This is a genomic window from Natrinema sp. SYSU A 869 (assembly GCF_019879105.1).
Classification (GTDB): domain Archaea; phylum Halobacteriota; class Halobacteria; order Halobacteriales; family Natrialbaceae; genus Natrinema.
In genome coordinates, this window is record NZ_CP082248.1 from 314,718 (window position 1) to 340,348 (window position 25,631).

The 25,631-nt window shown below is 56.9% G+C and carries 18 protein-coding genes and 4 pseudogenes; 14 read left to right on the forward strand and 8 right to left on the reverse strand.

Annotated features, from left to right (window positions below):
* Nucleotides 1-21: 21 nt before the first annotated feature.
* The gene (locus K6I40_RS05390; protein ID WP_222914723.1) at nucleotides 22-2,250 is read right to left on the reverse strand and encodes a TrmB family transcriptional regulator sugar-binding domain-containing protein; all 2,229 of its coding nucleotides are present in this window, start codon (nucleotides 2,248-2,250) and stop codon (nucleotides 22-24) included.
* Between the two features lie 154 nt (nucleotides 2,251-2,404).
* Here K6I40_RS05390 and K6I40_RS05395 point away from each other — a divergent pair, with 154 nt between their 5' ends.
* The 8 genes and pseudogenes from K6I40_RS05395 to K6I40_RS28015 form a co-directional block, all read left to right on the forward strand.
* Nucleotides 2,405-4,669: a GH32 C-terminal domain-containing protein gene (locus K6I40_RS05395; RefSeq protein ID WP_222914725.1), complete on the forward strand. Its 2,265-nt coding sequence runs from the start codon at nucleotides 2,405-2,407 to the stop codon at nucleotides 4,667-4,669.
* 67 nt (nucleotides 4,670-4,736) lie between these two features.
* On the forward strand, nucleotides 4,737-4,988 hold the full coding sequence (locus K6I40_RS05400; RefSeq protein ID WP_222914727.1) for a hypothetical protein: 252 nt from the start codon (nucleotides 4,737-4,739) through the stop codon (nucleotides 4,986-4,988).
* Between the two features lie 205 nt (nucleotides 4,989-5,193).
* Nucleotides 5,194-5,631 carry a PfkB family carbohydrate kinase gene (locus K6I40_RS28820; protein ID WP_305082484.1) on the forward strand — a complete coding sequence of 146 codons (438 nt, stop codon included), beginning with the start codon at nucleotides 5,194-5,196 and terminating at the stop codon, nucleotides 5,629-5,631.
* Nucleotides 5,632-5,897: 266 nt separating this feature from the next.
* Nucleotides 5,898-7,229 (forward strand): LamG-like jellyroll fold domain-containing protein, encoded by a 1,332-nt coding sequence (locus K6I40_RS28825; RefSeq protein ID WP_305082485.1) that lies wholly within the window; start codon nucleotides 5,898-5,900, stop codon nucleotides 7,227-7,229.
* A 26-nt stretch (nucleotides 7,230-7,255) separates the two neighbouring features.
* Nucleotides 7,256-10,153 (forward strand): GH32 C-terminal domain-containing protein, encoded by a 2,898-nt coding sequence (locus tag K6I40_RS05410; protein ID WP_255681653.1) that lies wholly within the window; start codon nucleotides 7,256-7,258, stop codon nucleotides 10,151-10,153.
* A gap of 1,623 nt (nucleotides 10,154-11,776) precedes the next feature.
* Nucleotides 11,777-12,934 (forward strand): hypothetical protein, encoded by a 1,158-nt coding sequence (locus K6I40_RS05415; RefSeq protein WP_255681654.1) that lies wholly within the window; start codon nucleotides 11,777-11,779, stop codon nucleotides 12,932-12,934.
* On the forward strand, nucleotides 12,931-13,131 hold the full coding sequence (locus K6I40_RS28010; RefSeq protein ID WP_255681655.1) for a hypothetical protein: 201 nt from the start codon (nucleotides 12,931-12,933) through the stop codon (nucleotides 13,129-13,131). Before K6I40_RS05415 ends, K6I40_RS28010 begins: the two co-directional genes overlap by 4 nt.
* Nucleotides 13,132-13,140: 9 nt before the next feature.
* Nucleotides 13,141-13,719, forward strand: a pseudogene (locus K6I40_RS28015) (hypothetical protein); the annotation flags it as partial.
* Nucleotides 13,720-13,752: 33 nt separating this feature from the next.
* Here K6I40_RS28015 and K6I40_RS05420 read toward each other — a convergent pair.
* The 3 genes from K6I40_RS05420 to K6I40_RS05430 all read right to left on the reverse strand — a co-directional run bounded on the left by K6I40_RS05420 (nucleotide 13,753) and on the right by K6I40_RS05430 (nucleotide 15,659).
* Nucleotides 13,753-14,583: an IS5 family transposase gene (locus K6I40_RS05420; protein ID WP_222912741.1), complete on the reverse strand. Its 831-nt coding sequence runs from the start codon at nucleotides 14,581-14,583 to the stop codon at nucleotides 13,753-13,755.
* Between the two features lie 66 nt (nucleotides 14,584-14,649).
* Nucleotides 14,650-14,793, reverse strand: a complete 144-nt coding sequence (locus tag K6I40_RS28880) for a hypothetical protein (RefSeq protein WP_222914730.1) — start codon at nucleotides 14,791-14,793, stop codon at nucleotides 14,650-14,652.
* Nucleotides 14,794-15,095: 302 nt separating this feature from the next.
* A complete protein-coding gene (locus K6I40_RS05430) occupies nucleotides 15,096-15,659 on the reverse strand; it encodes a helix-turn-helix domain-containing protein (protein ID WP_255681656.1) in 564 nt (187 codons plus the stop codon).
* Nucleotides 15,660-15,935: 276 nt separating this feature from the next.
* Between K6I40_RS05430 and K6I40_RS05435 the strand changes: the two genes are divergently transcribed.
* The 3 genes and pseudogenes from K6I40_RS05435 to K6I40_RS28025 form a co-directional block, all read left to right on the forward strand.
* On the forward strand, nucleotides 15,936-16,694 hold the full coding sequence (locus K6I40_RS05435) for a class I SAM-dependent methyltransferase (protein ID WP_222914734.1): 759 nt from the start codon (nucleotides 15,936-15,938) through the stop codon (nucleotides 16,692-16,694).
* 665 nt (nucleotides 16,695-17,359) lie between these two features.
* Nucleotides 17,360-17,998 (forward strand): helix-turn-helix domain-containing protein, encoded by a 639-nt coding sequence (locus K6I40_RS05440; protein ID WP_222914735.1) that lies wholly within the window; start codon nucleotides 17,360-17,362, stop codon nucleotides 17,996-17,998.
* Between the two features lie 994 nt (nucleotides 17,999-18,992).
* Nucleotides 18,993-19,331 (forward strand): annotated as a pseudogene (locus K6I40_RS28025) (HTH domain-containing protein); the annotation flags it as partial.
* A gap of 46 nt (nucleotides 19,332-19,377) precedes the next feature.
* On the opposite strand, the gene K6I40_RS05445 reads toward K6I40_RS28025, so the two are convergent.
* The 3 genes and pseudogenes from K6I40_RS05445 to tnpA form a co-directional block, all read right to left on the reverse strand.
* Nucleotides 19,378-19,995 (reverse strand): peptide-methionine (S)-S-oxide reductase, encoded by a 618-nt coding sequence (locus K6I40_RS05445; RefSeq protein WP_222914913.1) that lies wholly within the window; start codon nucleotides 19,993-19,995, stop codon nucleotides 19,378-19,380.
* Between the two features lie 187 nt (nucleotides 19,996-20,182).
* Entirely contained in the window at nucleotides 20,183-20,551 is a 369-nt protein-coding gene (locus K6I40_RS05450; protein ID WP_222914737.1) for a hypothetical protein, read from the reverse strand.
* 513 nt (nucleotides 20,552-21,064) lie between these two features.
* Nucleotides 21,065-21,517, reverse strand: a pseudogene (tnpA, locus tag K6I40_RS05455) (IS200/IS605 family transposase).
* A 53-nt stretch (nucleotides 21,518-21,570) separates the two neighbouring features.
* On the opposite strand from tnpA, the gene K6I40_RS05460 reads away from it, so the two are divergent.
* From K6I40_RS05460 to K6I40_RS28030, 3 genes and pseudogenes are all read left to right on the forward strand, one after another.
* Entirely contained in the window at nucleotides 21,571-21,726 is a 156-nt protein-coding gene (locus tag K6I40_RS05460; protein WP_007540613.1) for a DUF2080 family transposase-associated protein, read from the forward strand.
* Nucleotides 21,723-22,997 carry an RNA-guided endonuclease TnpB family protein gene (locus K6I40_RS05465; RefSeq protein WP_222914739.1) on the forward strand — a complete coding sequence of 425 codons (1,275 nt, stop codon included), beginning with the start codon at nucleotides 21,723-21,725 and terminating at the stop codon, nucleotides 22,995-22,997. Before K6I40_RS05460 ends, K6I40_RS05465 begins: the two co-directional genes overlap by 4 nt.
* Before the next feature lie 346 nt (nucleotides 22,998-23,343).
* Nucleotides 23,344-23,592 (forward strand): annotated as a pseudogene (locus K6I40_RS28030) (SDR family oxidoreductase); the annotation flags it as partial.
* Between the two features lie 82 nt (nucleotides 23,593-23,674).
* Here the strand turns inward: K6I40_RS28030 and K6I40_RS05470 are convergent.
* Nucleotides 23,675-24,892, reverse strand: coding sequence for a cytochrome P450 (locus tag K6I40_RS05470; RefSeq protein WP_222914741.1), 1,218 nt, complete (start codon nucleotides 24,890-24,892; stop codon nucleotides 23,675-23,677).
* Nucleotides 24,893-25,631: the final 739 nt, after the last annotated feature.

The window sequence follows — 25,631 nt, forward strand, 5'->3', positions numbered from 1 at the left end:
GAACCGAGTAGTAGTGCCGTCTCAGGCTGGGCCCTGCTCCTCGTAGGTATCGAGAAATGTCCGAATATCGGACAGAGACGGCGTCGCCTGGTACTGCTTGAAGTAACTCGCCACTGTGCTTCCGAGAGTGAGTGTCGATGTGTTCGAGAGACCCTCGGCGCGTCCCAGGGCGATACCTGCGCTGAAGTGATCCTCAAACGTCCCTTCCTCTGCCGGGTCGGAAATCAGGGCCGATCGGATCCGTTGGCTCCCGTCAGGGCCGGCGAGGACGGACTCTTTCGTAGAGGTCACCGCGACCCGCGACACGCCGATCTCGCGGCAAAGCGACTCTGCCGTTGCATGGAGCGCTCGCTTCCCGCGGTCGCCGGACGGAAGGGCGTCACTCAAGTGCGCGGCCTGTCCGCTGGTTGTCACAACCGTCACCGGGATCGCGTCGTCGAGGATGCTCAACGACTCCAGATCCGACCGAAGCGTCGTCTCCGTTAGGCGATGCACGTCGCTCGTACAGACGATGATGTCGTCGGGCGGCGACGAGAGCAGCGGATGCACCTGCTCGTAGATTCCCTCCCAAATCGTCGAGATCTCGGGGATGAGCGCCCAGCCGCCGATGCTCACGAGATCAGTCTCGTCGAGTCGATCGGCGATTTCTTCGAGCGGCACGTATTCTCTGAGCGTTTCCCAGTTCAACGCTTGATGTCCACCGGAGTCGGTGAACAGGACCTTCCCATCGTCGAACTGTAGATACTCCGTCACGGTCGGCTGTCCCAGGCTGAGAAGCGCGTCGTCGTCGAACGCGTCGCTGAACTCGTCCCGGATCGGCTGCCCGAAGAACCCAACGAGTTCCGTATCGTATCCGGCTGTGTCGAGTACCTGTCCGACGTGGGCAGTGTGGCCGCCGGGCAACCGCCTGCTCTCGACCCACTCGAACTGGAGCGTCTTGTCCTGAGCCGACGCCCTCGTGATCATCTCGCGCAGCGTGTCGAACTCGTCGATCTCGTCGTACATCCGAGGACTCTTCCGTTCCCCGACCAGCGATCTGATATAGTCGATGTAACCGTCGAAGCCGACGATGACGTCGCCGGCGATCCCTTCGGGGAGCTCCGTCCGGCACGTCTCGATGTGTGCGAGCGTCTCGTCGTCGAGTTCTTCAGCGGACCAGTCTTCGTGTTTCTCCAGTTCGATGCTCGTCGCCATGTAGTCTTCCTGCCGCGAGTGCCAGCCGCCGACCGTCACCGTCGGAGACTGCTCATCGTCGCCCTCAACGATGTCAACTTCGAGGTACGCCTGATCATCGAACTCCGGCGCGTAGTACCCGGTGAGTCGTCCCTCTCGAGAAATCTGCTGGCCGGACACGTTGTCGTAACCCTCGAACCGGACCGTCAGGGTTCGGAGGGGAACGGAGTCGGTGAGTAACTCAAGGTCGGTGAGGCAATCGCGGATCCGATAGTACCGTTGCGGAAGTGTGGTGGAGCGGCGCTGATCAGGATTGACCGGATAGCCAAGTGGCCAGACTGTATCCGAGAGGAACCGGTCGAACAGAAATGCGAGTTCCTCATCGGTAACGTAGAATCCCTCCTGAGAGTGGCGACGTGCGTTGGTGGTACTCGGCCAGAAGAACCCAGCATTTCGATCTACACTGAGTACAAGCGGTTCGCTACGGACGGTCCCCCGAACGTAGTCGGCGAACTCGCGGATGGGGCTGTTGAGTTCGATACGGTCGTCGACAACATGACCCTCGTCGAGACCAGTGAGGACGACGCGGATCTGGATGTCGGAGTTGTCGCGCAGCGCATCCTCGAAGATCCGCAGTCGGTCGACGGACGTCATCAGGAAGATCGTCCGTTCGGCGCTGTCGAGGAGTTCGGAGATGTACTTCTCGATCGTCGACCGGTTCCGGAACTGTGCGACGCCGCTGTCGACGTCGGACACCGACTTGTGAAACTCCTCGAGCGCGTTTTGGACCTGTTCGACGTGTGTTTGGATCGGGCCAAGCGTCTTCGTGGGATCGATTGCGTATGCCTTCTTGGGATAGCTGTCGTCAAGTTCGACGAAGCCCTGTTCCCTGAGTTCCTCGACGATGTCGTATACACGCTGTTTTGGGACGTCGCTCGCCTCGGATAGGTCTCGCATCGATTGCTTTCCGTTTTGAACGAGCGCGAGATATACCTGCGACTCGTACTCCGACATATCGACGTGGCGTTGCAGCGAATCGCGTATTTCGGATTCGTCGAGGTCCTCGTAACCACTCATACTCTTGTCGAAGAACTAGAGGAGTATAGTAGTTCGTGAGCGTCAGCACCGACGTTGGGACCGTCCACGCGCGCTGCTGTCGCCGCTGCGAGTTCACCGTCGACGGTCCGACAGACAGGTGGTATTTTTATGATTACGGGGTATCCCATCCGATATGGCCGACCGAGACGATAGCGACAAATACCGTGCCGTAGCGTACTGGCCGTTCGACGAAGGCGAGGGCTCGTCCGCTGAAGAAGTCGTGTCCGGATACCGTGACGAGGTCAAGCACGCGTTCGCGGACGCACGGTTCAAATCGGATAGTGATCCGCGGTGGATCGATGGCGTCACAGGAAGCGGACTGTTGTTCGATGGCTACTCCACGCGGATCGAACACGACCGGCGGATTCTCGACGGCGATACGACCGGTCTCACGGTCGAAGCGTGGGTTGCCCCCCGCGCGTTCGAGGGTCAGTCGTCAGAGCGTCTCTCCCCGATTATCAGCAACCACTCGGTCGACGATAACCGCGGGTTTGAGTTTGGACTCGACGGACACGGCCGGTGCTCGTTCCAGGTCGGACTGGGAGACGCGTGGGAGGCCGTCCAGACGGAGTCACCGCTTCCCAAATACTCCTGGTCGCATGTCGCAGCGGTCTTCGAGGGCGACAGCGGCGCACTCCGACTCTACGTCGACGCCGCATGCACCGCAGTGGAACGAGTTCCCGAAGGGAGTGCGATCGCCCCGGCCGACGTCCCGGTTCGAATCGGAAAGAACAACCGAACCGAACGTGTCGACGACACGTTCGCTTTACACAACTTGGCGGGGGCAATCGACGAACTCGGAATCTACGAGCGTGCGTTCGCCGCCCCCGACGTCCGCGAGCGGTACGAGTCGCCGTGCGACGACGAGCACCCCTCGATGGACTACGAAACGATTGCACTCGATTCGTCGCGGTATCGCGAGGATCGTCACCGTCCGCAGTACCACCCGATCCCGCCCGGTCACTGGATGAACGAACCGCACGCACCGCTGTATCACGACGGCCAGTATCACCTGTTCTACCAGCACAACCCCAGCGGCCCGTACTGGGGTAACATCCACTGGGGGCACTGGGTGAGTGACGATTTAGTACATTGGCGGCACCTTGAACCGGCGCTAGCGCCCGAACACGACGGACTGGCTCCCGACGGGATCTGGTCCGGCGGATCGACTCGCGACACCGACGGGGACCCCGTTCTCCTCTTTACCGCGGGAGAGATGGACCGCACTCCCGATCAGCGCGTCGTGGCAGCGTCTCCCGTCGATCCCGACGACCCCGAATTGACGTCCTGGCGTCAGGCCGGCGAGTCCGCGATCGAGCGCCCGCATTCGATCGGACTGCGAGATAACGACTTTCGCGACCCGTTCGTCTGGCGGGAGAACGGGACGTGGTACTGTCTCGTCGGGTCCGGCTTCGCTGATGGTGGCGGCGCGGCCCTCGTATACGAGTCTGAGGGCCTGGCGGAGTGGGAGTTTCGGGGATGTCTCCACCGGGCGAATCACGACGAGTACCCGGAACTCGGGCTCGTCTGGGAGTTGCCCGTCTTGCTGCCGGTCGGCGAAGACGAGACCGACGCCGAGAAGCACGCGTTCATCGTCAGTCCGATCGAGGGTGCTGCGGAAGTGGAAGTGTACTACTGGCTCGGCGAGTGGGACCCCGACGCCTGTCGGTTCATTCCGGACCACGAGGGCCCGCGACGTATCGATTACGGGGACTTTCACTTCACCGGCCCCCACGGTATGGTCGACCCCGAAACAGGTCGGAGCCTCCTATTCACGATCGCACAGGACGACCGTCGTCCGCGGGATCACTACGACGCCGGATGGGCCCATAACGGCGGCCTCCCGGTTCACCTGTTTCTTCGCGACGACGGTCGGCTCGGTATTGAACCGATTGAGGAACTGCGCTCCCTCCGAGTCGAGCAACTCGCCGAGATCCGGAACGCGCAGGTCCCGGACGCGAACGACGAACTGGATGGCGTTGGCGGAACCGCAGCCGAGATTCGAGCAACGATGACGTCCGACGGCGCTGAGAAGTACGGGCTGAAGGTCAGGGCAAACCCCGATGGGTCCGAGGGGACACTGATATACTACGACGAACGGACGGAGCGGATCGTCGTCCACCGCGAACGCAGCACGCGAAACGCCGAAACACGGGCGACTGTTTCGGAGCGAAGCTCGCTCGTCCACCGCGGCGAGGTCGACCACGACGGCGAGGACCTCGAACTGCGAGCGTATCTCGACGGGTCGATGCTTGAGGTGTATGTGAACAGTCTGAAGAGCGTCACTACTCGCCTGTATCCGGAGGATGAGCGGTCGACCGGAATCAAGGCGTGGGCGGACGGTGATGTAACCGTCCAGCGCTTGGACGTTTGGGAACTGGATAGCGCATACGAGTGAACAACCGAGTCTTCGCGACATCACGGCTAGCAGGACTCTTATCTCGATTCCGGATGTACACGTTTCCGTGCAAGTTCATCATCAGATGTATGAGCTGTACGACAGCATCGACACCGAGACGCTCAGGGCGCGTCAGGACCTCGTCAACGTGTTCCCGCCGCTCGATTCGCAGGTTTCCCTACAGCAGTGGGAGTCCGTTCAAGACGACCTCGTCCAGCAGAAGACCCCAATCCAGCGGAATTTCCCGAATGGGGACGCCTACGCAGAGATCGTTGCACATGCGACGGAAACCCAGGCGTTCACCGGACTCGATCTATAGAACGGAACGGACCGCGTCAACGGCATCTCGGTCAGGTCGCTGATCACACTGGTCAATCTAACCGTGGAGGAATGACCGATGGATGACCAGAACATCCTCGTGATCGGCGAAGCGCTCGTCGATATGCTACCCGCGGAACCGGGGGAGATCCGCAGCGTGGAGTCGTTCCGGCGTCGTGCTCGCGGCCGAGTTGGCTCGGTCAGCCGTGCTCGATCTACTACGGCGCGCACGAGAGGCGAACTGTTCCGTGTACTTCGATCCGAACTGGCGTCCGGAACTGTGGGATGACGATGATACGGTCGTCCTCGAAGACGCGATCAAGATGGCCGACGTGCTCAAGGCGACGCCCGATGAACTGAAACAACTCGGATACAGACAGAAGTTGCTCGATCGACGGTGCGAAGTAGTCTGCCGGGACGGACCACACACTGTCTTTCTCACGCGCGGCGATAAGGGTGCCATGGCGTACGCGACAGCCGACGCGCCGTGGGGCGACGGCGTCGTCGAACACGAAGAGTCAATGTCGACGTGGTCGACACGACAGGAGCAGGCGACGCGTTCGTCTCCGCAACGGTCGCCGCGCTTGCACGAAGGACTAGCGATCTGGACCGAACCGTCAGATTTGCGAACGCGTCTGCTGTGATCTCGGCGACCACGACGGGAGCGATGGAACGACTACCGGACTGGAAGATGATCTCCGAATTCGTAGACTCTCACACTGTGCACAAATAGAATAACACTGATTTGTCCCTCAGTTGCTAATTCTCGGTACAGCGGTCACGACGGATCGCCAGTCACACCGGTGACGGCTGCACGATTCCAGCGGCCGTCGGTTGTCGGACGTTGTCTCGAGTACGAAGTTACGGACACTCGATTAGTTTTATGTTAATGGTGATGGACGCTCGAAGTGTGACAGAGAACAACAAGCAGTCCGATAGTACCGACAGGTGGTCGTGCCCGGCGTTGCAGTCCGATAGTACCGACAGCATCGGCCACGTCGCTCGACGCGATTGGTTGCAGATCATCGGTAGAATCGCCGCTTCGGCTAGCGTTGGCGGCGCGCTCACCGGGTCCGTAACGGCGTCGCACGCCGGATCCAAGGTCGGTGACTGGCCTCTTGACGAGGGAAGTGGTGATTCCACCGTCGAAAGTGTCGCAGGACACCAAAAGCACGTCGCCTATAAGGGCGACCGAGATCCGCTGTGGATTGACGGGAAAGACTGGCACGGCCTGCTGTTCGACGGCTACACCACGTGGGCGGCCTGGGAACCCGACGAACTCGCGCCGGAGTTCGGTCGGGAACTCTCGGAGCTAACGATCGACACCTGGGTCGCTCCGCGTTCTCACGGCTCCGAGTCGAACTACATCGACCCGATCGTCGAGAAGCGCGACCGGAGCGTCCAGCAGGGGTTCACATTCGGCGTCGACAACTACGGCCACTGGACGTTCCAGGTGGGTCTCGGCGACAGTTGGGAGGAGATATGGGTCGAGAGCGGCGACCTGATCGACGTCTACGAGTGGAACCACCTTACAGCCGTCTTCGACGGAAACGCGGGGTCGTTGCGCCTCTACAAGAACGGGACCCTCGTCGCCGAGAGCTCGATTCCAACTGGGACGATCGACCCCGCCGACGTCGCCCTCAAGCTCGGGAGGAACTCCCGGATGGACTACGTCGGAGAGGGGAGCGACGTCTGGAAGCAGAACATGCTCAACGGTGCCATCAGCCGGCTGGAAACCTACGACATTGCGCTCTCCGGATCCGAGATCCAGAACAAGCACGACAACGAAGTCGGCGACCTCCCCGCGACCGGCTACCAGGAGTTGACGGTTAATCCACGGCAGTACGACGGCGACAACCTCCGACCGGAGTACCACGCGATCGCGCCGACACATTGGATGAACGAACCCCACGGTCCGCTGTACTTCGACGGAAAGTACCACCTGTTCTACCAGCACAACCCGAAGGGATCCTACTGGCGGCAGATCCACTGGGGCCACTGGGTCAGCGACGACATGGTCCACTGGAACCCCGTCGAGGAGGCGCTCCGACCGGAGGAAGGAATCGATCCGGCGGGTTGCTGGTCGGGCGACACCGCCGTCGACACCGACGGCTATCCGAAGCTCCTCTACACTGCGGGCCTCACGGAAGGAACGGACGACCAAGCCATCGCCGAGGCGACGTCGACGTTCCCTAAGGACGACGACGTAGCGCTCACCGACTGGAACAAACAGGGGTCGTGATACGTCAGCCCGACGATCCCGACCTGATGGAAAACGAGTTTCGCGACCCCCACGTCTGGCAGGAGAACGGTGAGTGGTACTGTCTCGTCGGCTCGGGTCTCCAGAACGGCGCCGGGGGTACTGTGCTTGCGTTTCACTCCACGGATTGTGTCAACTGGAACTACGAGGGACGGGCGCTCCAGCTGGACAGTCCCGACGACTACCCGCACCTCGGCGATAACTGGGAACTGCCGGTTTTGCTGCCGATCGGCACGGACGGCGACGGCAACGAGAAGCACACCCTCTGCATCAGTCCCCAGGGCGGCGACACGGAGGTGTGGTACTGGGTCGGAACTTGGGACACCGCTACCTTCGAGTTCGTCCGCGATCACCAAGACCCGCTGCTCATCGATGAGGGCGACTTCCACTTCACCGGGCCCAGTGGCTTCGTCGATCCGCAGACGGGCCGCTCGATCCTGTTCACGATTGCGCAGGATCACCGCGAGGAACAGCTCTGGCACGACTCCGGGTGGGCGCACAACGCCGGGACGCCGATGGAGCTGTCACTGCGCGATGATGGCCGCCTCGGCGTCGCCCCGATTCAGGAGATGGAGCGCATCCGCTCGGAGAAGCTCCTGGAGATGAACGACGCCGGTCCGGCGCTTGTCAACGACGCACTGGAGAACCTCACCGCTGACACCGTCGAACTGCAGCTGGAGATCGAGTCGAACGGCGCGACGGAGTACGGGTTCTACTCGCACTACTCGCCCGGCGGCGAGGAGAAGACGCTCGTCCACTACGACGAATCGACCGGCGAGATCAAGACCGATCGGAACCAGACCAGTCAGGACCCGACGCTAATGGAAGCGGAGCAGGACAAGAGCAGCCTCACGACGCAGGGGCCGGTCGACATCGGCAGCGACAACCTGCGCCTGCGGGTGTTCGTCGACAAGTCGCTGATCGAGTGTTACGTCAACTCGCTCAAGAGCGTTACCACGCGCGCGTACCCCTCGCGCGACGACTCGACGGAGCTACGTCTGTACCGCGACGGCGACATCACGGTCCGATCGATCGAGATCTGGGAGATGGAGGACATCCAGAACGGACGGCCCAGTTCGGAACAGTACCGACCCGGGTTCCACTTCGAACGCGAGACCGGCTGGATGAACGATCCGAACGGCCTGGTGTATCACGACGGCACGTATCACCTGTTCTACCAAGCCAGCGAGTCCCGTCGACGGTGGGATCACGCCACTAGCATGGATCTGGTCAACTGGACCGAGCAGGGAACCAAGATTTCGAACACGGACAGCATTCAGGCCTACTCCGGCGGCGCGGTGGTCGACGCGAACGACACGGCCGGGTTCGGCGAGAACGCGATCGTGGCCATGTACACGGGGCACCACGACGGCGGAGAAGAGGACCAGCGCCTCGCTTACAGCACCGACGGCGGCGACACGTTCACCAAGTACAGCGGAAATCCGGTACTCGACGAGGACGCGATGAACTGGCGCGACCCGAACCCGTTCTGGTACGAGCCGACTGGCAACTGGCGGATGGTCGTTGCGCGCGTCGAAGGGAACGGCTCCGACCGGCCGGCGGGGATCGAGATCTACGAGTCCGACGACCTGAAGAACTGGACGTACCTGAGCACCTACGAGTCCGGCGGCGTCGCCTGGGAGTGTCCCGACCTGTTCGAACTCCCGATCAGTAACACCGACGAAAGCCGGTGGGTGATGACTGTCTCCGTCGACGCCGACCACGTCGAACACCACATCGGCTACTTCGACGGCACGACGTTCGCCGCCGAGAACGAGGTGTACGCGGACTCCGGGTGGGACTTCTACGCCGCCCAGAGCTGGGCCAACGAACCGGCGACGGACTCTCGTCTGGGACTGGCGTGGACGAGCCACTGGGATTACGCGTCCGATACGCCGGAGGACGGCTGGAAAGGCGCCCAGTCGTTCCCCCGGCGGATCACTCTCCGGGACACCGGGAGCGAGATCGTGCCAATCCAGCGCCCCGACGGGGCAGTCGAGTCGAACCGCAAAGGCGTGCTCGAGGAGCTGAGCGACGAACCCCTTTCGCCTACCCACGACCCGTTGGCGGGCACCAACGTGAAAGGTGAGATGGTTGAGCTGCTCGCGACGATCGATCCGGGCACTGCTGACACTGTGGCCTTCGAGCTTCGCGAGGGCACCAGTCAGAAGACGCGCGTCACCTACGACGTCGGCGCGGAGGAACTGTTCGTCGATCGAGGCGACGCAGGCGCCTTCTTCGGCGACACCGACAAGGACGTCGCGAGTCAACCGGTGGCGTTGCGCGATGACGGGACTCTCAGGGTGCGCGTGTTCGTCGACCGGAGTATCATCTCCACGTTCGCCAACGACGGCAAGAAGACGATGACGAATCGGATCTATCCGGACGAGACAAGCGTCCACGCGACGATGACCGCAACCGGCGGTACGGCGACCGTCGAAAGCCTCACCGCTTGGGACTACTCCGAAGGACTTGTCGACGGCGCGACCTACCGCATCGAGAACCGCAACAGCGGGAAAGTCCTCGAGGTGCGGGACGGGGGGACCGGGGACGGCAACGCTGTCCAGCAGTGGGAGTGGTGGGGCGGCGACAATCAGAAATGGATCGCTCACGAAGTCAATGACGGCGTCTTCCGGTTCGAAAGCCACAACAGCGGGAAAGTCCTCGAGGTACGGGACGGAGGCACTGGAGACGGCGACGACATCCAGCAGTGGGAGTGGTGGAACGGCGATAACCAGCGGTGGACCGTCGACAGAACTCCTGACGGCCACTACCGCATTCGGAACGCCAACAGCGGCAGAGTGCTAGACATTGAGGACGCTTCATCCAGCGACGGCGCCCGCTGCGTGCAGTGGGAGTGGTGGGACGGCGACAACCAGAAGTGGAACTTCGAGCGACTCGAGTGACGGGAATAGCGGCGAGAGCGGGAAACCAGTAGACACTGGTTATTTGATCGGGTCCGGCGTACTGATCACTATCGAGCGGTCAACGAATTGCTCGCCATGATATCGCTAACGGTGCTCGTAGTGACGTTTTTACCAGTGGTGGTCACGGCTATGGGTAATTAGGAAATCGCCCTATCTCGCCGGCGTTTCTCTTGCGGAATGGCTCGGCTAAGCGACGGCCACCATCGCTGGACAGAACCTCGGAGTCGGGGACCCACAGCGGGCCGAACGCGCCGTCTGGATCGCGACCGGTCTCATCGGGCTGTCACGTTTGCGACGGCCAGCATCACCGACGTATTTCCGATAGATCGACCAGAGACAATCGTTCAGTTCACACGTGTAGTGACCGCATCAAGGGTCCAATTGGCTGTACTACTGATATACTATGTCTCGAGTATCGAGTTCTAGTACTCGAAATTCGTTCTGTTCTGTGATCCAATCGATAATTACTTGCCGTTTCCAATGCGGAGCGAATACTCATCTCGTCTCTTAAGCGGTTTGAGATGACGGTCTAGATTCTCCCCGGCCTCAGTCAACTTCGATCGAATTCAATCCTCTATATCGTTTGGAAGAGATTGCAGTTCTTTCTCCATATCAGGATGCAACAACACCGTCGCCATATATCGCTACAATTCCTCCCACTCGTTAGACTTCTTCCAGAAATAAGTTTATACCGTCATCTGAAAAGGAGGGTGTGAACAACCCACCGACAGGAAAAACAGTAACTGTCCTTCGTGTGGTGAAGTAGCTACTGCAACAGTTCCACAGGGCTGTAAGATTGTTAAACAGGATACGGTGGCTGATGGGAAGGTATAGATCAATTGCCGAAACTGCGGTAATCAGTTTCTTGCCTGGTATCAACTTGGTTGACAGAGTAAGACTGATTTGATAAGTTACATACGTAGTTACCGAACCGTCCGATCCAGTTTCAAGAATAGGTCTGAATAAAAATTGTGTTACTATCTACTGTTAAAGACAGTTCAAGATTCCAATAAGAAGCTACGAGACAGGCAGCATCGTCAAGAAATTTCTCCGAGTAGAGATAACCCTTCTCGAGTCCACCACCAATTGATCCAGAACCGCCAAGACTCGATGTTTATGGAGATATGACCAAGGATAGCAGAAGTACCGGACACCTATGCTGATCTGAACACAGGGTTCGATTGTGGATGATATCGGGACGAGGACCACCACATTGTACATTCGACCTAGGCCTCTACCCCGAAATCCCATAAGACGGTTTGTTCCTTCGAATAACCATGTGTGATCTAGTGTTTGTAGGAATGTACCTCCCGAACTTGTAAATGAGTGCCCCGATATTTGATATAGCATCATTTGGTTTATTCTATGCGAGGCCGACAGCACCACTATACCGCTTATTTTGTTTGTCTACATGAGACAAGTTGGTAAGCGATAGTATTATATGACTGTCAAAAGAAGTGAGGCATACGAAAATGCGGATCTTAGAATGCACCCATACCGGAGGAAACGGGCTTCCCGAGCGGGTGGGACGATGAATCTCAAGTATAGGAAAGTGGCTATCCATCAAATCGCACACTGGACGCAGAAGCGTTGTTCACGATCATGAATCCCGTGGAGGAACAAGGTGGACCAGCCGAGAGTAGCAAGGAACAGATCAACTGGTCGCGGAAATCGTTCGAGGACCTCCAGTCGTTCTGGAACGCCCACATCGAACCCGATCTCGCTCGAGACGGCCCCAATCTCGACACCCGACCGACCTACGAGGAGATCACTGAGGCAGGCTACTCCGGGATCGCACGCACGCTACGCGAACACCACGATCTCACACTGTCGCAGTTCCTCGCGACGGTCGGCTATCCGAATCCCGATTCCGACGCTGACGAGGACTACGACTGGGGGATCGACGCCGATACCACGATCCGCGAGCTCGAGTTATACCTGAACACCTATCTCGATCGGTCGGGGCACTCGGACAGCACGATCACCTCGAAGCGCTCCCGGCTCGCCCGGTATGTGCGAACCTACGCGGATCTGTACGGCTCGGCCCCGATCGTCGAGCGTGTTCGTGAGGACGATGTCCCCCCACGTGACGAAAAGCAGCGTGTTCGGACCGTCTATGATACCTTCAACGACGAACTCTCGAGTCCCGAATCGAAGATGAAACACGCGACAGACGTACGTGTCTTCTACAAGTGGCTCGAAATCGACCGTGACGCACCGTACAACCCGGCTCTTGGCGCACCCCAGGAAGAGAAGTGGGCGAAGGAAACGCCGGATGACGACGACCGTGATCCGCCTGCGCTCGATGACACACATGTCCATGCGATGGTCGACGTCTGTGAGTCGATCGACGAGCGCTTGCTCATTATCGCGACGTGTGCATGGGGCTCCGGCGCGGTGAGGTCGCCGCACTCTCGATCGACCAGTTCGAACCGACGAACGACGAGGGACGCTTCGATTTCGACGCAGAGGATCCGCGGATCGTCTTCGGCGATGAGCGAAAGAACGGACCAGGGCGCGTCTCGGTCCAGTACGGCCTCGAGACACTTGCCGACCGCTGGGAACAACTCGCCGATCGCGACCAATGGAACGGGTATCTGTTTCCGAGTGCGACCGCTGCAAGCGGCCACCGCACTCCGAATACGATCACAGCTCGGTTCAAGCGGTTGGCCGAGCGTGCAGGCGTCTCTATGCGCGAAGAGACGCCCTCTCCGCAGTATGGCCGTCGGTTCTGGTATCGGACGTACGACGACGCCGTGAAACGGCTTGCAGATCGTGTCGAAGTCTTTGCCGAAGATCAGGGCAGCGACGATCCTCACGTCGTCGTCACAAACTATTTCGGCGAGGAAGAGGCCCGGAAACGGCGGCGTGAATTCATGGGGAAACAGTTAGCAGCGGCGTTCGAAGAGGATTTCGAGCCAGCCAACGACTTCGAACAGGTGCATGCCGATGGATAGCGACGAGCAATCGATTTCGTCCCAAAATCGGAAGGCGGCGAGGGAAGCGGGGACTACCGATGGAACCTTGAGCATTTTCTCGAGTGGCTCGAGGTGAACTACGTACAGCGTAACGTCGCGACGGAACCGCTTCCCGAAAACGATGGCCGCCGATCGGGTGATCAATAGGCCTAGACCGACGACCATCGATTGCTGATTACGCACTACGTCGGCGAACGGGCACACGATGCTGCCGAGGAGAAGGGGTTCAACGCTATCTAGGAATTCTGCGACCGCGCGCTCGTCACATCCCTGTTACTACCGGTGTCGTGACGGCGAAATCTTTGCAGACCCGAAGGACGATCGATGGAACGGCCTCAGTGGGCGATATCTCGCTCGAGGACCGGCGGATGACTGTCCTTACGAAAAAGCAGATTGGTCCGATCGATCGCTGATGAAATAGGTTATAAACTCTATGTCGAGATACAGAAGGGACCACCCCGCTGGGAATGACTGGCTGGTGTTCCGACGTTTCACCTCCTGACGCTTTACGAGACGCTTCGAACGGGACTACGGGAGGAGCACGGCTGGTCATCCAGTGAGATCAAAGGGCTCTGTTGAATCGCTGTAAGGCGGTAGATTTCACTGTTTGACGGCACGTTTGATGTTGTAGACGACACACATCAGAGAAATTTCACGGAACTCTCGATACCAGCTACGCGCTCGCACGGCGTAGCCGAGCGAGCGCTTGACGGCTGAGTTGACGGTTTCGGCCATTGACCGCTGAGCGTACCGATCTTCATCAATGCGGGCGTTGTGTGCGTGATCGTACGGAGCGAAGATCCGGTGTTTGATCAGCGGGCGAATGTCGAGTTCACGGAGTCGTTCGCGGAGTTGTTGCTTGTCATAGCCCTTATCAGCGGCTAGAGACCGCAGATCGCCCGCGTTCCGGCGGGCGATCTGCTCACAGAGATCTGCGTCGCTGCCTTCTAACGTCGTCGAGCAGTGAAGATCAAGCACAGCTTGCGTTGCTGTATCGACGAGTTTGGTTACTTTGAGCGTCTGAACGCGATAATTCGTTCGTTGACAGTAGTGACGGCTTGCACGATCTCGTTCATAGAACGTAGCGTCGATCGCAGCGTGCTCAGAGAGGTCGTGTAGCTGCGCCGACTGGCACAGCAACACTCGACAAACGCTCATCTCGATCCGATCAAACGCCTTACACAGCGTAGATGGTGCGGGGAGATCGGCCGTATCAAGGCCGATCTCCCCTGTTATTTGCGGCATTTCCTTCAGCAGATCGATCGTCATTCGATAGGACGTATCGAGGTAAATCCGCAGACAATGCAGGGAAACGAGGGCATAGTCGGTGAATCCGCCGCCACCTTTCGGGGCGGCGGATTCGTCTCCATCGCCAGTAACGTTTTGAGCAATCGGCACAACTGCCCCAATGAAGCGGGAGATTTGGGTCATGAACAACTGAAGTCTCCCGCTTCAAGACCTTCGATTTAGCGAACCATTCCGCCGCTGTCTAGTGATTCAACACAGCCGATCAAAGAGTTCGTTGAATGCGTCGCCGTATCGATTCTCGATGAGTTGCAGGTAGCTCGACACCATCCGCAGCGGCTCCTGCAAGTCATGAGAGGCTACGTAGGTGAACTGTTCAAGGCGTTCGTTAGACACTTCTAATCGCTCGACTAACTCTTTCAGTTGCTGCTCGCGTTCTCTGCGATCGGTGATGTTTTGGACTACCCCGACTGCGCGAACTAGTTTCCCCTCGTTGTCGGAATAGATCTTCTTGTGCTGAGATCACGCATTCCTCGCCGTCAACTCTGATGATTCGGCACTCGAAGTCCCACTTATCTGTTTCTGTGACATCCTCCTCGGCGTAAACGCCGGGAGCCTCTCCTCGAAGAAAGATAGGCTTTTTCAGTCGCATTGAGGCATGCGAGTTGAGATGATCGTCTCGTTGAGCAATGTTGGTATCAAACGAGTTCCATGATGACCTTCGTTTCGATTTTTCGCAGGTGCTCACCAACCGTTCCCGCAGAGATATTCACTTGATCCGCAAGGTCGCGGAGGGTCGCACGCCGCGGCATCTCGTAATAGCCCTCATCGACCGCTAGTTCCAACAGCTCTTGCTGGCGATCCGTCAGCAGTGACGCGAGTTGGTGCATATCTGGGTGATACTCGCCGATCCCTTCGAGCGTAATCTGAATTCCGTCGGGGATTTCTGCGATTGCCTCTCGGATCTTCTTGTCCTCTCCAAGCATGGTTACCCGAAGCCCACCCTCATCGGTGTATTCCATCGGCCAGTCCACAACGATCTCATACCGTCGGAATATACTGAGGAGGTCGGTCATGAGGGCATTTGCTCGAAAATGGAGGTAAACAAGCCCTTCCGATGCCTCAGACTTTTCGCAAGCCAGCACATCTGGGTCCGCCTCCAGTACTTCCGTGCCCTGTTCGAAGTCACCACGGAGTTGGTACAGTCCGACACCAGTTCCGTCATCCAAGAGGTTGATGTAGTGAATTGCCTCACCATTCACTGCTTGATCGGTAGCACACTCACCGTTAGAGCAGCGTCCATCGTCGATCTGAGGAATGATGAACGTAATATATCTCATACTATCGATCTGTTCTTTGTGTCCATAGTGCCCAGGACAACTGTATTCAGCTGCTCTGTCTAGTAACGAGTTGATTGGGCTGCGTCTGTCGCGGGCGGTGCCGCATTGAATGAAAAGTATGCAGTATACATATTTAAACCTGCCTCAGATGTATGGCGCTATTGATATGCAGAGGTGGATCGTCTATATCACCAACTCATGCCGAGCAGAAAAGCTGAAAAAGCCAACACGAACCGGACGGAATCGAAACCGCCAACTCCCGGTCATCCGGTCGTCGACGCGTTCTCTGAGCGCTTTGACCTTACTGAGCATCGGCGGTATCTCGCACGCGATCTCAAGGGGGTGATACTGGAGCTCGGCGCGGGGAGAGGTGCAATGGTTCCATACCTGCAAACAGCAGTCAAGCGTGAACCAGCACTCCATCTGCATGCAATTGAACCGGATCCCAACAGACGGAGGCAGGCAAAGCGAACAGCCACCACCCATGATCTGGACATACATCTGCGATCAGGACGGGCTGAATGTCTTCCCTATGCGGACGATATGTTTGACGTGGTCATCGCCTCCGCGGTGTTCTGTACGGTACAGGACCCTTCTCAGGCCCTCAAGGAAGTCCACCGCGTCGTGAAGCCGGATGGCGAATTCCGGTTTCTCGAACACGTTCGGTCGGACGGTCTGCGTGGCTACGTTCAGGACGCGGTGACACCACTCTGGAAACGGGTCGACAACGGCTGCCATCTCAACCGTCGAACGGACGACTGGATTGCAGCAGGTCCCTTCGCTCTTGACGAGATCGAAACACTGAGTATCGGTGTTAGCCCGTCCAGACCCTTCGTGCGCGGAACTGCCACGCCAGTGAGTCATACCGAGACTGACAGCCGAATCGATAGGAGGGAGTGTGTCTCTTCGGCCATGTTGACATCCTCGAGTGATGATAGAGCTCAGGAGTCGTGCTGAAACATGAACACGAAAGTGACTATCTTGACAATCCTCGGCGCCATCGTGGCGCTTCTCGGGACGTTATGGTTAGTTCAAGGCCTCGGAATCATCCAGTTAGGTCCTATTTTGTGCGTTGCAGACTGCGAACCGATCGCTGGAAGATCAGCGCAGTGGACGGTCATCGGCATGATAACCCTGTTTGTGGGAACCGCCATTGTCTGGGCGGGACTGAGACGCGTAAATCAATGATGAATCCTATCCGTGTTTTCACCACGATCACTACCAGTTTTGAAAATATATCCTCTGCCAAACCAGTCTGCTGAATGTATCCTCTATATTCAGCACAGGACTTTTGACAGAATTCATATGGGTATGTTTGGGCCGTGCTGAATACAGGGCGCGAATGTGGTACAGACCGAGACGGGATCTGCGAGGGTTAGTGATCGGTAAGTACAGGTGAAGGCGTGAACGGAACAACTATAGACTTGTCCAATATCCGCTCGAATTGAGGCCACACAAAATCGACTTTGAGTGTCATTTCCGTATATGAAAGCGACAGAATATGAAGAATTCTTTGCTGTCTATAAGGATCCTTAGAATCTACCGTAAAGCGTTCTAAGTGGGAAATTCACAATATATGTCCGCTCCTAGTCTTTTTCTGCTTTTATCTATTACCATTTTCTATGCTTATCGTGGAGTATCGGACAGATGTCCCTCTTCTGAAAACTGCTTTCGAACACGCCCCAGAGATGAATGTATATCCTGAAGAAGGGTATATTGACGAGAGGACTCACTATATCTTCTGGGCTGAGGGCGGAGATTTCAACGCTTTCGAGAAGGGCCTCGATGCTGACCCGACGGTCACAAATTCGAAAATCTTGACCGAGCTGGAAACGCGTCAGCTGTACCGGGTCACATCTGCTGAACAGGGAGGAAGATCAGAGACACTCCAAGTTTGGCGTGACCTTAACCTTGTGCTGCTTGATGGAGAAGGAACTCATGACGGTTGGATGCATCGGATGCGGTTTCCTGACCGGGAGGCACTTACCCAATATCGCAGGTTTTTTCAAGAGCAGGGATGGCCTTTCCGCCTTCAAACGATTTATCGTGAGTCTGAAGCCCAGAATGATGTTGATGCATTGTTAACGGACAAACAGAAAGAGGCCCTTGTCGCTGCTTATGAGTTCGGGCATTTCGATATCCCGCAGACTGCATCGCAAACTGATGTTGCAGCAGAGGTAGGTATCTCTTCTCAGGCACTCTCTGAACGGCTCCAGCGAGGGATACGAACCTTGATTGAGGTGACAGATATCGCCCCATAGAACTTATACCCCAGAATATTCCCCCACCGAGGCGATGAGTCTGAGAGCATTCTTTCTCTGTATGACAACTCAAACAACGATCTACGAAGCAGTTGGGGCACCACGGCGTCGTGAAGTTTGTCAGTACTTGGTAACTACTGAGGATACCATGGTGTCGCTTGAGGAGGTAGCGACACATGTCGCCACGGACGGACAGACTGAACGCGATAGCCCCGTAAAAGATAGGGAATCCTATCGGCGGATTCTTATTGAACTCCACCACCAACATCTTCCGAAACTGGCCGATGCAGCCGTTTACAGTATAAGCCCGACCGGAAGTTAATGGATGCTGGGTCTAAACTACCGGCAGCTATCGAACTCATTGAGAGTATGCAGGAAGCTGCTGACAAGGCTTCCCCGAACCCATAGACGCCCTATCCGCTACATCTTTAATGGCCAGTACGCGTTGAGAGAACAGTTAGCTACGCACATATAGTGAGCGGGTGGTTCACCCGTCTCGACGTGAAACGAACGGCAACCCGTGCTGCATTCACCCTCTGTATGCAGCGCGGTGTTTTTGACAGATATCGGTAAAATCGAGTGTTGCTCCGTTAACTACTCGACCTGTACTTACCGCGATTTTCACGAGTGTTTTGAGGCCGAACGTGCTGTGATAACCAACAATCTCGAACAACGAATCTGGACGGTGGTCTCCAGACAGCGCGTATTTCAATGCACTTCGTGCTACTCTTGCTGGTGACGGGATTTCTCGAGAACTGAAAAGGACAGGGCCGACGATAGGAGGGGGCCTATCGCCGGCGACCACAGTGGGTTTGGTAGGTGGCTGATTGGATCTCGGTCTGTCGCATAGCGGGTTGTGCGACAGCTATCATGTTCGGGAGGACTATTATCAATTTCTACCCGATTCCCAGTTACTCAAAATCGTACTGTCTGTTCGAGCAGTGTCTCCCACTTGCCGCCACCAATAATGATCTGTTAGCCAAACGCCGCGAAGTGGCGTGACTGGATCACGTTCTTTATCGAAGGGATCGAGGTACAGGCACGGGGACTCCTACGAACGGACATTGAGGCTGATGGAGTTTCGGCGTGACTACGAACAACGGTATCCACACCAGAAAACGAGTCATCACCTCACACGAGAAGTATTCGACATGCCATACTTCACGGCTAATGACGTCCAAAACCGGTTCGATGTCAGTCGGCAAACCGCGTACAACGCATTGAGGTGTTAGTGTCTGTGGGAGTCATCGTTGAGACAACTGGAAACCATCGAAACCAAGAGTTCAAAGCAATCGATGTCTCCGACAGCCTCGAGGGAACACCCGATCGCTAGCCGCCATAGGTCCAGTGTGTCAGAGTCGTGGCGCTCACACAACCTACTACTCTGACCGTGGCTCGTACGTCGATTTAACAAAAGGAATACTCACATCGTGGCCTGCGACGTGGGCGTTCAGTTTCGCCGCTGCTGGGGACTCTCTGATCGCTCCGTCATCGTAGTCTGCCTCGGCGAACACATCGGTGATCCACCGCTTTCCTCGAAGGTTGAACTTCTGATGGTAGTCTTCAGCTACGTGAAATTGGTCGAGTTCTTCGAGACGCGTGTTGATCGTCTCTCGACTGAACTCATTCTCGTCTAGATACGATAGCAACTGTTCATATTGTTCAGCCGTCTCAGTGAAGAGTATATTCTGGTACTGGCGTTTCCCGGACTGCTGGTAGGGGTTGTGTTCGGTGAACGCTCGCTCGAGCAACTCATCGAACGAGAGTTGCTCAGGGTCGTACTCGAACTGTATGACTTCTGTGTGATCCCCGAGGACCTCATATGACGGGTCAGGTTTCGTCCCACCAGCGTACCCGACCCGCGTTCGCACGACGCCGTCCAACGCGCCGAAAATTGCATCAGGGCCCCAGAAACAGCCGAGCCCGAACGTCGCCGTCTCTGTATCTTCTGGTACCTGCTTATCGAACTCTGTGATGACTGTCGGTGTGAGCATTATTGGGGCCGCCGAGATGTGGTCAGCGTACGTTGGGATTCGTGCTGCACTCAATTAACCTTGTCTCAGCTCCTCGGTTCTCGCTTCACACATTCCACGTCGATCTGGCCAATCTTATTCCGACGGCCCGACTATGTGGGACATCCACACCCGATTGGAGGGACTGGCCGATTGTAGCTATCCAAGGGAACTATCCCCCGAACGGTCGCGCGTCCGCGAGATCAAACAGCGGTACCACGTCAGTCGTCGCGTAGTGAGCAAGCATTCGCTCGAGCTCACGAAATGTCTTCGTTTCAGTTGCGCCAGCCTCGAGCAGATCAAGATATCGTTCACCAACGATCGGAACGTCACCACCGACGAAATGCGGCTTCAATGCGTCTGTCGTATCCCGATGTGCGTGGTAGTGTTCTGTGTCGATATCGAACTCGGACAGCATCGTTCGTGGAACAGCTACATTGCAGTGCTCGCAGGTTTCTTCGAACTTGGTGTACTCGCCGAAACAGTCCCATGAATCCTCTTTCAGGTCGTCACTTTCAAGATCGTCTAGCAGCGTGTCCACGCGGTCGACAACACCCTCGCGCGCCCCCAGTGTCTCGCTAGCAACTCGAGCCCGACCCGAAAACTGCACGAAATCAAAATATTCGCCGTTGTAGGTGATAATCGACTCACCAGTACGTGATTCGAACCAGTCGATCGTTTGTTCGATTAGGTTAATCTCCGACGCCGGTCCACGGCCCTCACGGAAGAATACTTCATAGTCAATCTTCGCCTCAGGTTCGGGTTGATGTGCACAGCACAATGAAAACAACTCAAAGTGGTTTGGGTTCTGGAAGTCTGGACTTGCTTGTCCTCAAGTTGTGGGTTGATTGTCTCGATATCAAACGCAAATCGTCCACTAGACATAATGGTCTATTGCATCTATTATAACGTGATAAAACATTCCGTTGATAGGCAATCATCCCTTGTCACGTTCGAGAACGTTCACTCGGATCATTCGACGATCCGAATTCTACAGGCGGAGCAGGCCGAGTGCCTCGGGGCTTGACCCCGAGGGTGAAGGCCGTGCGCTCCGTTAAACGTGTTCCGTGCGCTCGATATACTGTTCAATCGTGTCGGTTGAAACATCACCCGCCGTCCCCACGTAGTACGATTCCTCCCAAAACCCACCACCCCACAGGTACTCCTCTAAGAATGGTTCGTGTTGCTCCCACATCTCCCGTGCCGTGATACTCTTGACCGTTCGTACAATCTCGCTCGGCGCGTGCTTCGGATGGGCTGAAAGGAACAGGTGTACGTGGTCGGGCGAGATGTGGAGTCGTTCGAGAGACTTCGTCTCTCGTGATCACGAAAATCTCCGATCTTCGGACGACGACAGTATCTCGTAGCTGTACTCGTCGCACACGTCGCGGAAACTCACTTCCACCGTGTCCTCGATTGGTTCGAGAATAGCGTGGCGGTATTTCGGACACCACACGAAGTGGTAGTTGACGTTGTACACCGTGTGATTCGACCGTTCCTCGCCCATATTGAGAACATACTTCCGATACAGTTAAGTATATCCAAAGGATATACATAGGTATGGCGAACCGCTTTGAAATCGACGGCGAGGAAGTTCTCGACGGCGAGGTCAAGCCGTTCGGGAATAGCGCCCACGTCACTGTCCCAAAACGCTGGCGTGGCGCGGATGTGAAAGTCGTCCGCACCTCAGAACCCACCGAACAGGACGAAGAATGACCGACGCACAGGCTCTCGTCAAGACGCTGGACTTCCAACTTAACATCCAGAGTGACAACGAGAGTCTGCTGTACGACGCCACCCTTGAAGCACGCTCGGTGTACAACGAAACCATCCGCCTCGCCAAGCAAGGCGTGGACTGGGACACCATTCCCGACCGCGTGGCTGACGACGCCGACCTCGTGAAGAATACGACTCAGCGCGTCGTCGCCAAGGCTCTCGGCGCAATGGAAAACTACTACGAGTACGACGACTTCGGACTCCCGGGTCACACCAAGGACGGCGCGTACCCGCTTCGAGCGAACTACGAGGAGGGGTACAACCTGTCGCTCACCGATGACGGTAACGTGGCGTTCCGCATCAGCGCGAAGCCGTACAAGCACGTCAAAGGTGTTCTCGAAGGGAGTGACGCTCACCTCGACATTCTCAAGACTGCGCTCACGAGTGATGAGTGGAAGATTGGGACTGCTGAAGCCCTGTTCCACGACGACACCGCTGAGTTGCACGTCAACGTCACCAACTCCGAGCAGACTGTTCGGAACAAGCAGGACTCACAAACGGTCGTTGGTGTGGACGTGAACGAGGACAACGTGGCCCTCACCGCGCTCTCAGAGGATGGCGTCGAAGACACGCTCGTTATAGACTTCCCCGAAATCAAGTTCGAGCGCCACCGCTACTTCACGATGCGAAAGCGCGTCCAGAACGCGGGGAAGGACAGCATACACGACACGCTGGAAGGGCGTGAGGAACGGTTTGTCCGTGACCGTCTCCACAAGGTGTCTCGACACATCGTGGAGTGGAGTCAGCAGTTCGAGAAGCCGTGCATAGTCTTTGAAGACCTCAAAGAGATGCGCGACAGTATCGACTACGGTACGCGGATGAACCGACGCTTGCACCACCTCCCGTTCCGTGCCCTCCAGTTCTATACGTCGTACAAGGCATCGTTCGAGGGAATCCCGACCGCTTGGATTAACCCCGAGTACACCAGCCAGCGGTGTCCGATGTGCGGACATACGGAACGAGCGAACCGGAACAAGAAGCGGTTCAAGTGTCGGTCGTGTTCTCATCAAGACCACAGCGACCGTGGTGCAAGCGTCAACATCGCCGTGAAAGGTGTGAAGAAACTCAATTGGAATGTACCTGCTCTCAACAGTCTTCCCGTTGTTCGGAAGGTGCGACGGCAGGCATCGGGGGCCGTGGACGCCCCGACCGTGACCCACCCGACCGCCCGAGGCTATCAGGCCGATGGTCGGATGGGAGTGTCCGACTAACCCACGGGAAGCCTCGGGGCTTGACCCCGAGGCGGTTCACCAGTAGGTAGTAGTATGACTTCGCAATTCAAAATCTCAAGTAAAAGACGTAGAAGGCGATTCGGAGGAAGCTTGGTTCGATACCATCGTCTTCGGTCTCTTTGAGTGCGATGGAGAGGCGTTCAGAATCGAATTCGTGGTAGTAATCGACGTCACCCAAAATCACCAGAGAATCCGGGACTACATGTCAGAGAGTTTCCGACGGTAGGACGTCTCTGGATACGACGTTGTCGGATTCCACACGACTTCTTGATCCGTGTTTACAGCGTTGTTTTTCGCGCCTGACTGGTGAGACGCGACGATATGTGCCTCGAGAGGGATTCGCGTCAACGCGATAGCGCCTTGCCCGATAAACACGGATATCCAAGCTAATTCACCGGGGATGGGAATGACCCAACATTGATGCCGTTCGATACGTCGGCAATGACTGACGTTCCGATAGGGCGCGTTGCAGAGCCGGAGGAGATGGCTGGTACAGTTGCGTTTCTCTGTTCCGCCGATCTCATATATTACCGGTCATACCCTCCCCGTCGACGGTGGTCAGGCGGCCGACTGACTGACCTCCCTACTAGTTTAGATTAGACGGTCCAGTGCGACGTTAGCCCGAAAATTCAGCAGTATCGGCGCTATTCTTTGGGTTACGTGCTCCTACTCGCTTCACAGGGGAGCGACTCGAGACCATAGAGGCCGCTCAACGGCTGGAGATTCGATAAATCTGCATCCAGCTGTTCGAAGCGCTCAAGTAGTTGCTTCAGGGCGACATCTGCTTCCATCCGTGCGAGATGTGCACCTAAGCAGAAGTGAACTCCTGTTCCGAACGCAGTGTGGCGGTTTGGATGCCGCTCGGGCCGGAATTCCTCGGGTGCATCGAAGGTTTCCGGATCGCGGTTTGCAGCACCTAACCAGAGCGTTACGACGTCTCCGGCTTGGATTTGCTGGCCGTTTAGCTCAACGTCCTCTATGGCGATACGTTTCAACGATTGGATCGGGGATCGATATCGAAGTACCTCTTCGATGGCCTGTTTATGGTCGATGTCTCCCGTGCGAATCGCATCCGTCAACCCTCGTTCCTCGAAGGACCAGATCGCGTTTGTGAGGAGATTTGTCGTCGTGATGTTGCCTGCGAGGAGGAGAAGAATACAGAACCCGATCTGTTCTCCTCGGGACAATTCCTCCGTGTTTGCTGCGAGCGTAATGAGGTCGTCGCCGTCGCCTCTTTCGCGCTCTTCCAGTAACTTCGCGAAGTACCTGCCCATCTCTCGTTGGGCCTGTTGCTGTTCCTGTTGCACCCGTTGCATCTCCTCTTGGGTGTCGTCTTCAGGTCGCGCAACGAGTGCATCCGACCACTCTTTGAACTGATTACGACGTTCAGCAGGGATTCCCAATAACTCAGCGATGACGATGATGGGAAACGGAATCGCGACTTCGTCGACGAAGTCGAACTGCTCCTCGCATTCGAGGTCGTCCAACAAGCCCTCCATCGTCTCCTCCACTTGCGGTTGATAGTCCCGTATCGCTCCTGGTTGGAATCTTTCGTCGACGAACCCCCGAAGTCGATTGTGTTCCGGTGAGTCTGTAGTGATCATCGTCTTCAGCATCGGCATATCGTCTTCAGTGGTGCTCGAGGACTCGTCGTTTTCCAAGGAGCGGTTAGCCGTAAACGCGTCGTGATCTTTGAGTACGAGATTGACATCTTCGTGCCGAAATACGTCCCATGTCTCTCGCTGCTCGTCGAAGTGAACCGGGACCTCTCGACGCATCTCAGCGTACCACTCGAATGGCGAGAGTTGCCCTTCGCGGCTTCGGATAGCTTCTGGTGGCTGGCTCACTCCGACAGCTGAATCGGGGGACTGCATGAGCTAATTGACTATTTAGTCAATCATAGTTCTTTTGGTGTCATATATAATGAATGTGCCTACGCTACTATATGGTGGAGGTGTCGTGATGTTTATGTTTATAGAGGGAGGTAGAAGTTAGTTCGACGAAGGGGCCGAAGACAAAGCGAATCCGACGCCCATCCGGCCAACTCTCTCACTAGCTTTCGTGGGAGATATCGTCTATAATTCCATTGATGATCACTTGAACTCGATCAACGGCAGTATCCCGGTTCGTCGTCGTAGTACGAAAGACGAAAAGTGAAGCAGCTGCCACGGCGGCGTGAAACGCTCGCCGTTCACGTCGAATCGACGGCGGTTCTCGATGAGGGACCATCGTTGACCGACCCATCGGTCTCAGTACACCGTCGAGCAACCGATCGACGACTCGAATCCATGGCTACCCTCAGAGCCGAACGAGTGAATCGACGATCGAACGGTGACCCTGTCGGACGGGTTCTTGAGGGCTTCCGTAGACACTGCTGTCTAGTCACTCATCGTTGCTTCGGTTCGACTGGTCCGCTGGCTGCCCGTCGTCGCTGGCCGTAGGCGCGGGCGAACTACTCCGTGATCGTCTCGGCGATCCGGTCGAGCTAACTCATGTGCCAGACCGACCTCCGCATACCTGTTACCGTTCGTGGCCCCGATGCTATACTGGGCGAGGAGTACCTCCAGATTCGACCGTTGGAGGTTGTTGTCTCAGTCGCCCGTATCAGTTCTC

Bases quoted from the DNA above. Each gene is read 5' to 3' on its own strand.
- K6I40_RS05395 (WP_222914725.1), top strand. From the start codon at position 2,405: ATGGCCGACCGAGACGATAGCGACAAATACCGTGCCGTAGCGTACTGG.
- K6I40_RS05470 (WP_222914741.1), bottom strand. From the start codon at position 24,892: ATGCAGTCCCCCGATTCAGCTGTCGGAGTGAGCCAGCCACCAGAAGCT.
- K6I40_RS05460 (WP_007540613.1), top strand. From the start codon at position 21,571: ATGGCGAACCGCTTTGAAATCGACGGCGAGGAAGTTCTCGACGGCGAG.
- K6I40_RS05390 (WP_222914723.1), bottom strand. From the start codon at position 2,250: ATGAGTGGTTACGAGGACCTCGACGAATCCGAAATACGCGATTCGCTG.
- K6I40_RS05420 (WP_222912741.1), bottom strand. From the start codon at position 14,583: ATGACCCAAATCTCCCGCTTCATTGGGGCAGTTGTGCCGATTGCTCAA.
- K6I40_RS05410 (WP_255681653.1), top strand. From the start codon at position 7,256: ATGGAAAACGAGTTTCGCGACCCCCACGTCTGGCAGGAGAACGGTGAG.
- K6I40_RS05440 (WP_222914735.1), top strand. From the start codon at position 17,360: ATGCTTATCGTGGAGTATCGGACAGATGTCCCTCTTCTGAAAACTGCT.
- K6I40_RS05415 (WP_255681654.1), top strand. From the start codon at position 11,777: ATGAATCCCGTGGAGGAACAAGGTGGACCAGCCGAGAGTAGCAAGGAA.
- K6I40_RS05465 (WP_222914739.1), top strand. From the start codon at position 21,723: ATGACCGACGCACAGGCTCTCGTCAAGACGCTGGACTTCCAACTTAAC.
- K6I40_RS05435 (WP_222914734.1), top strand. From the start codon at position 15,936: ATGCCGAGCAGAAAAGCTGAAAAAGCCAACACGAACCGGACGGAATCG.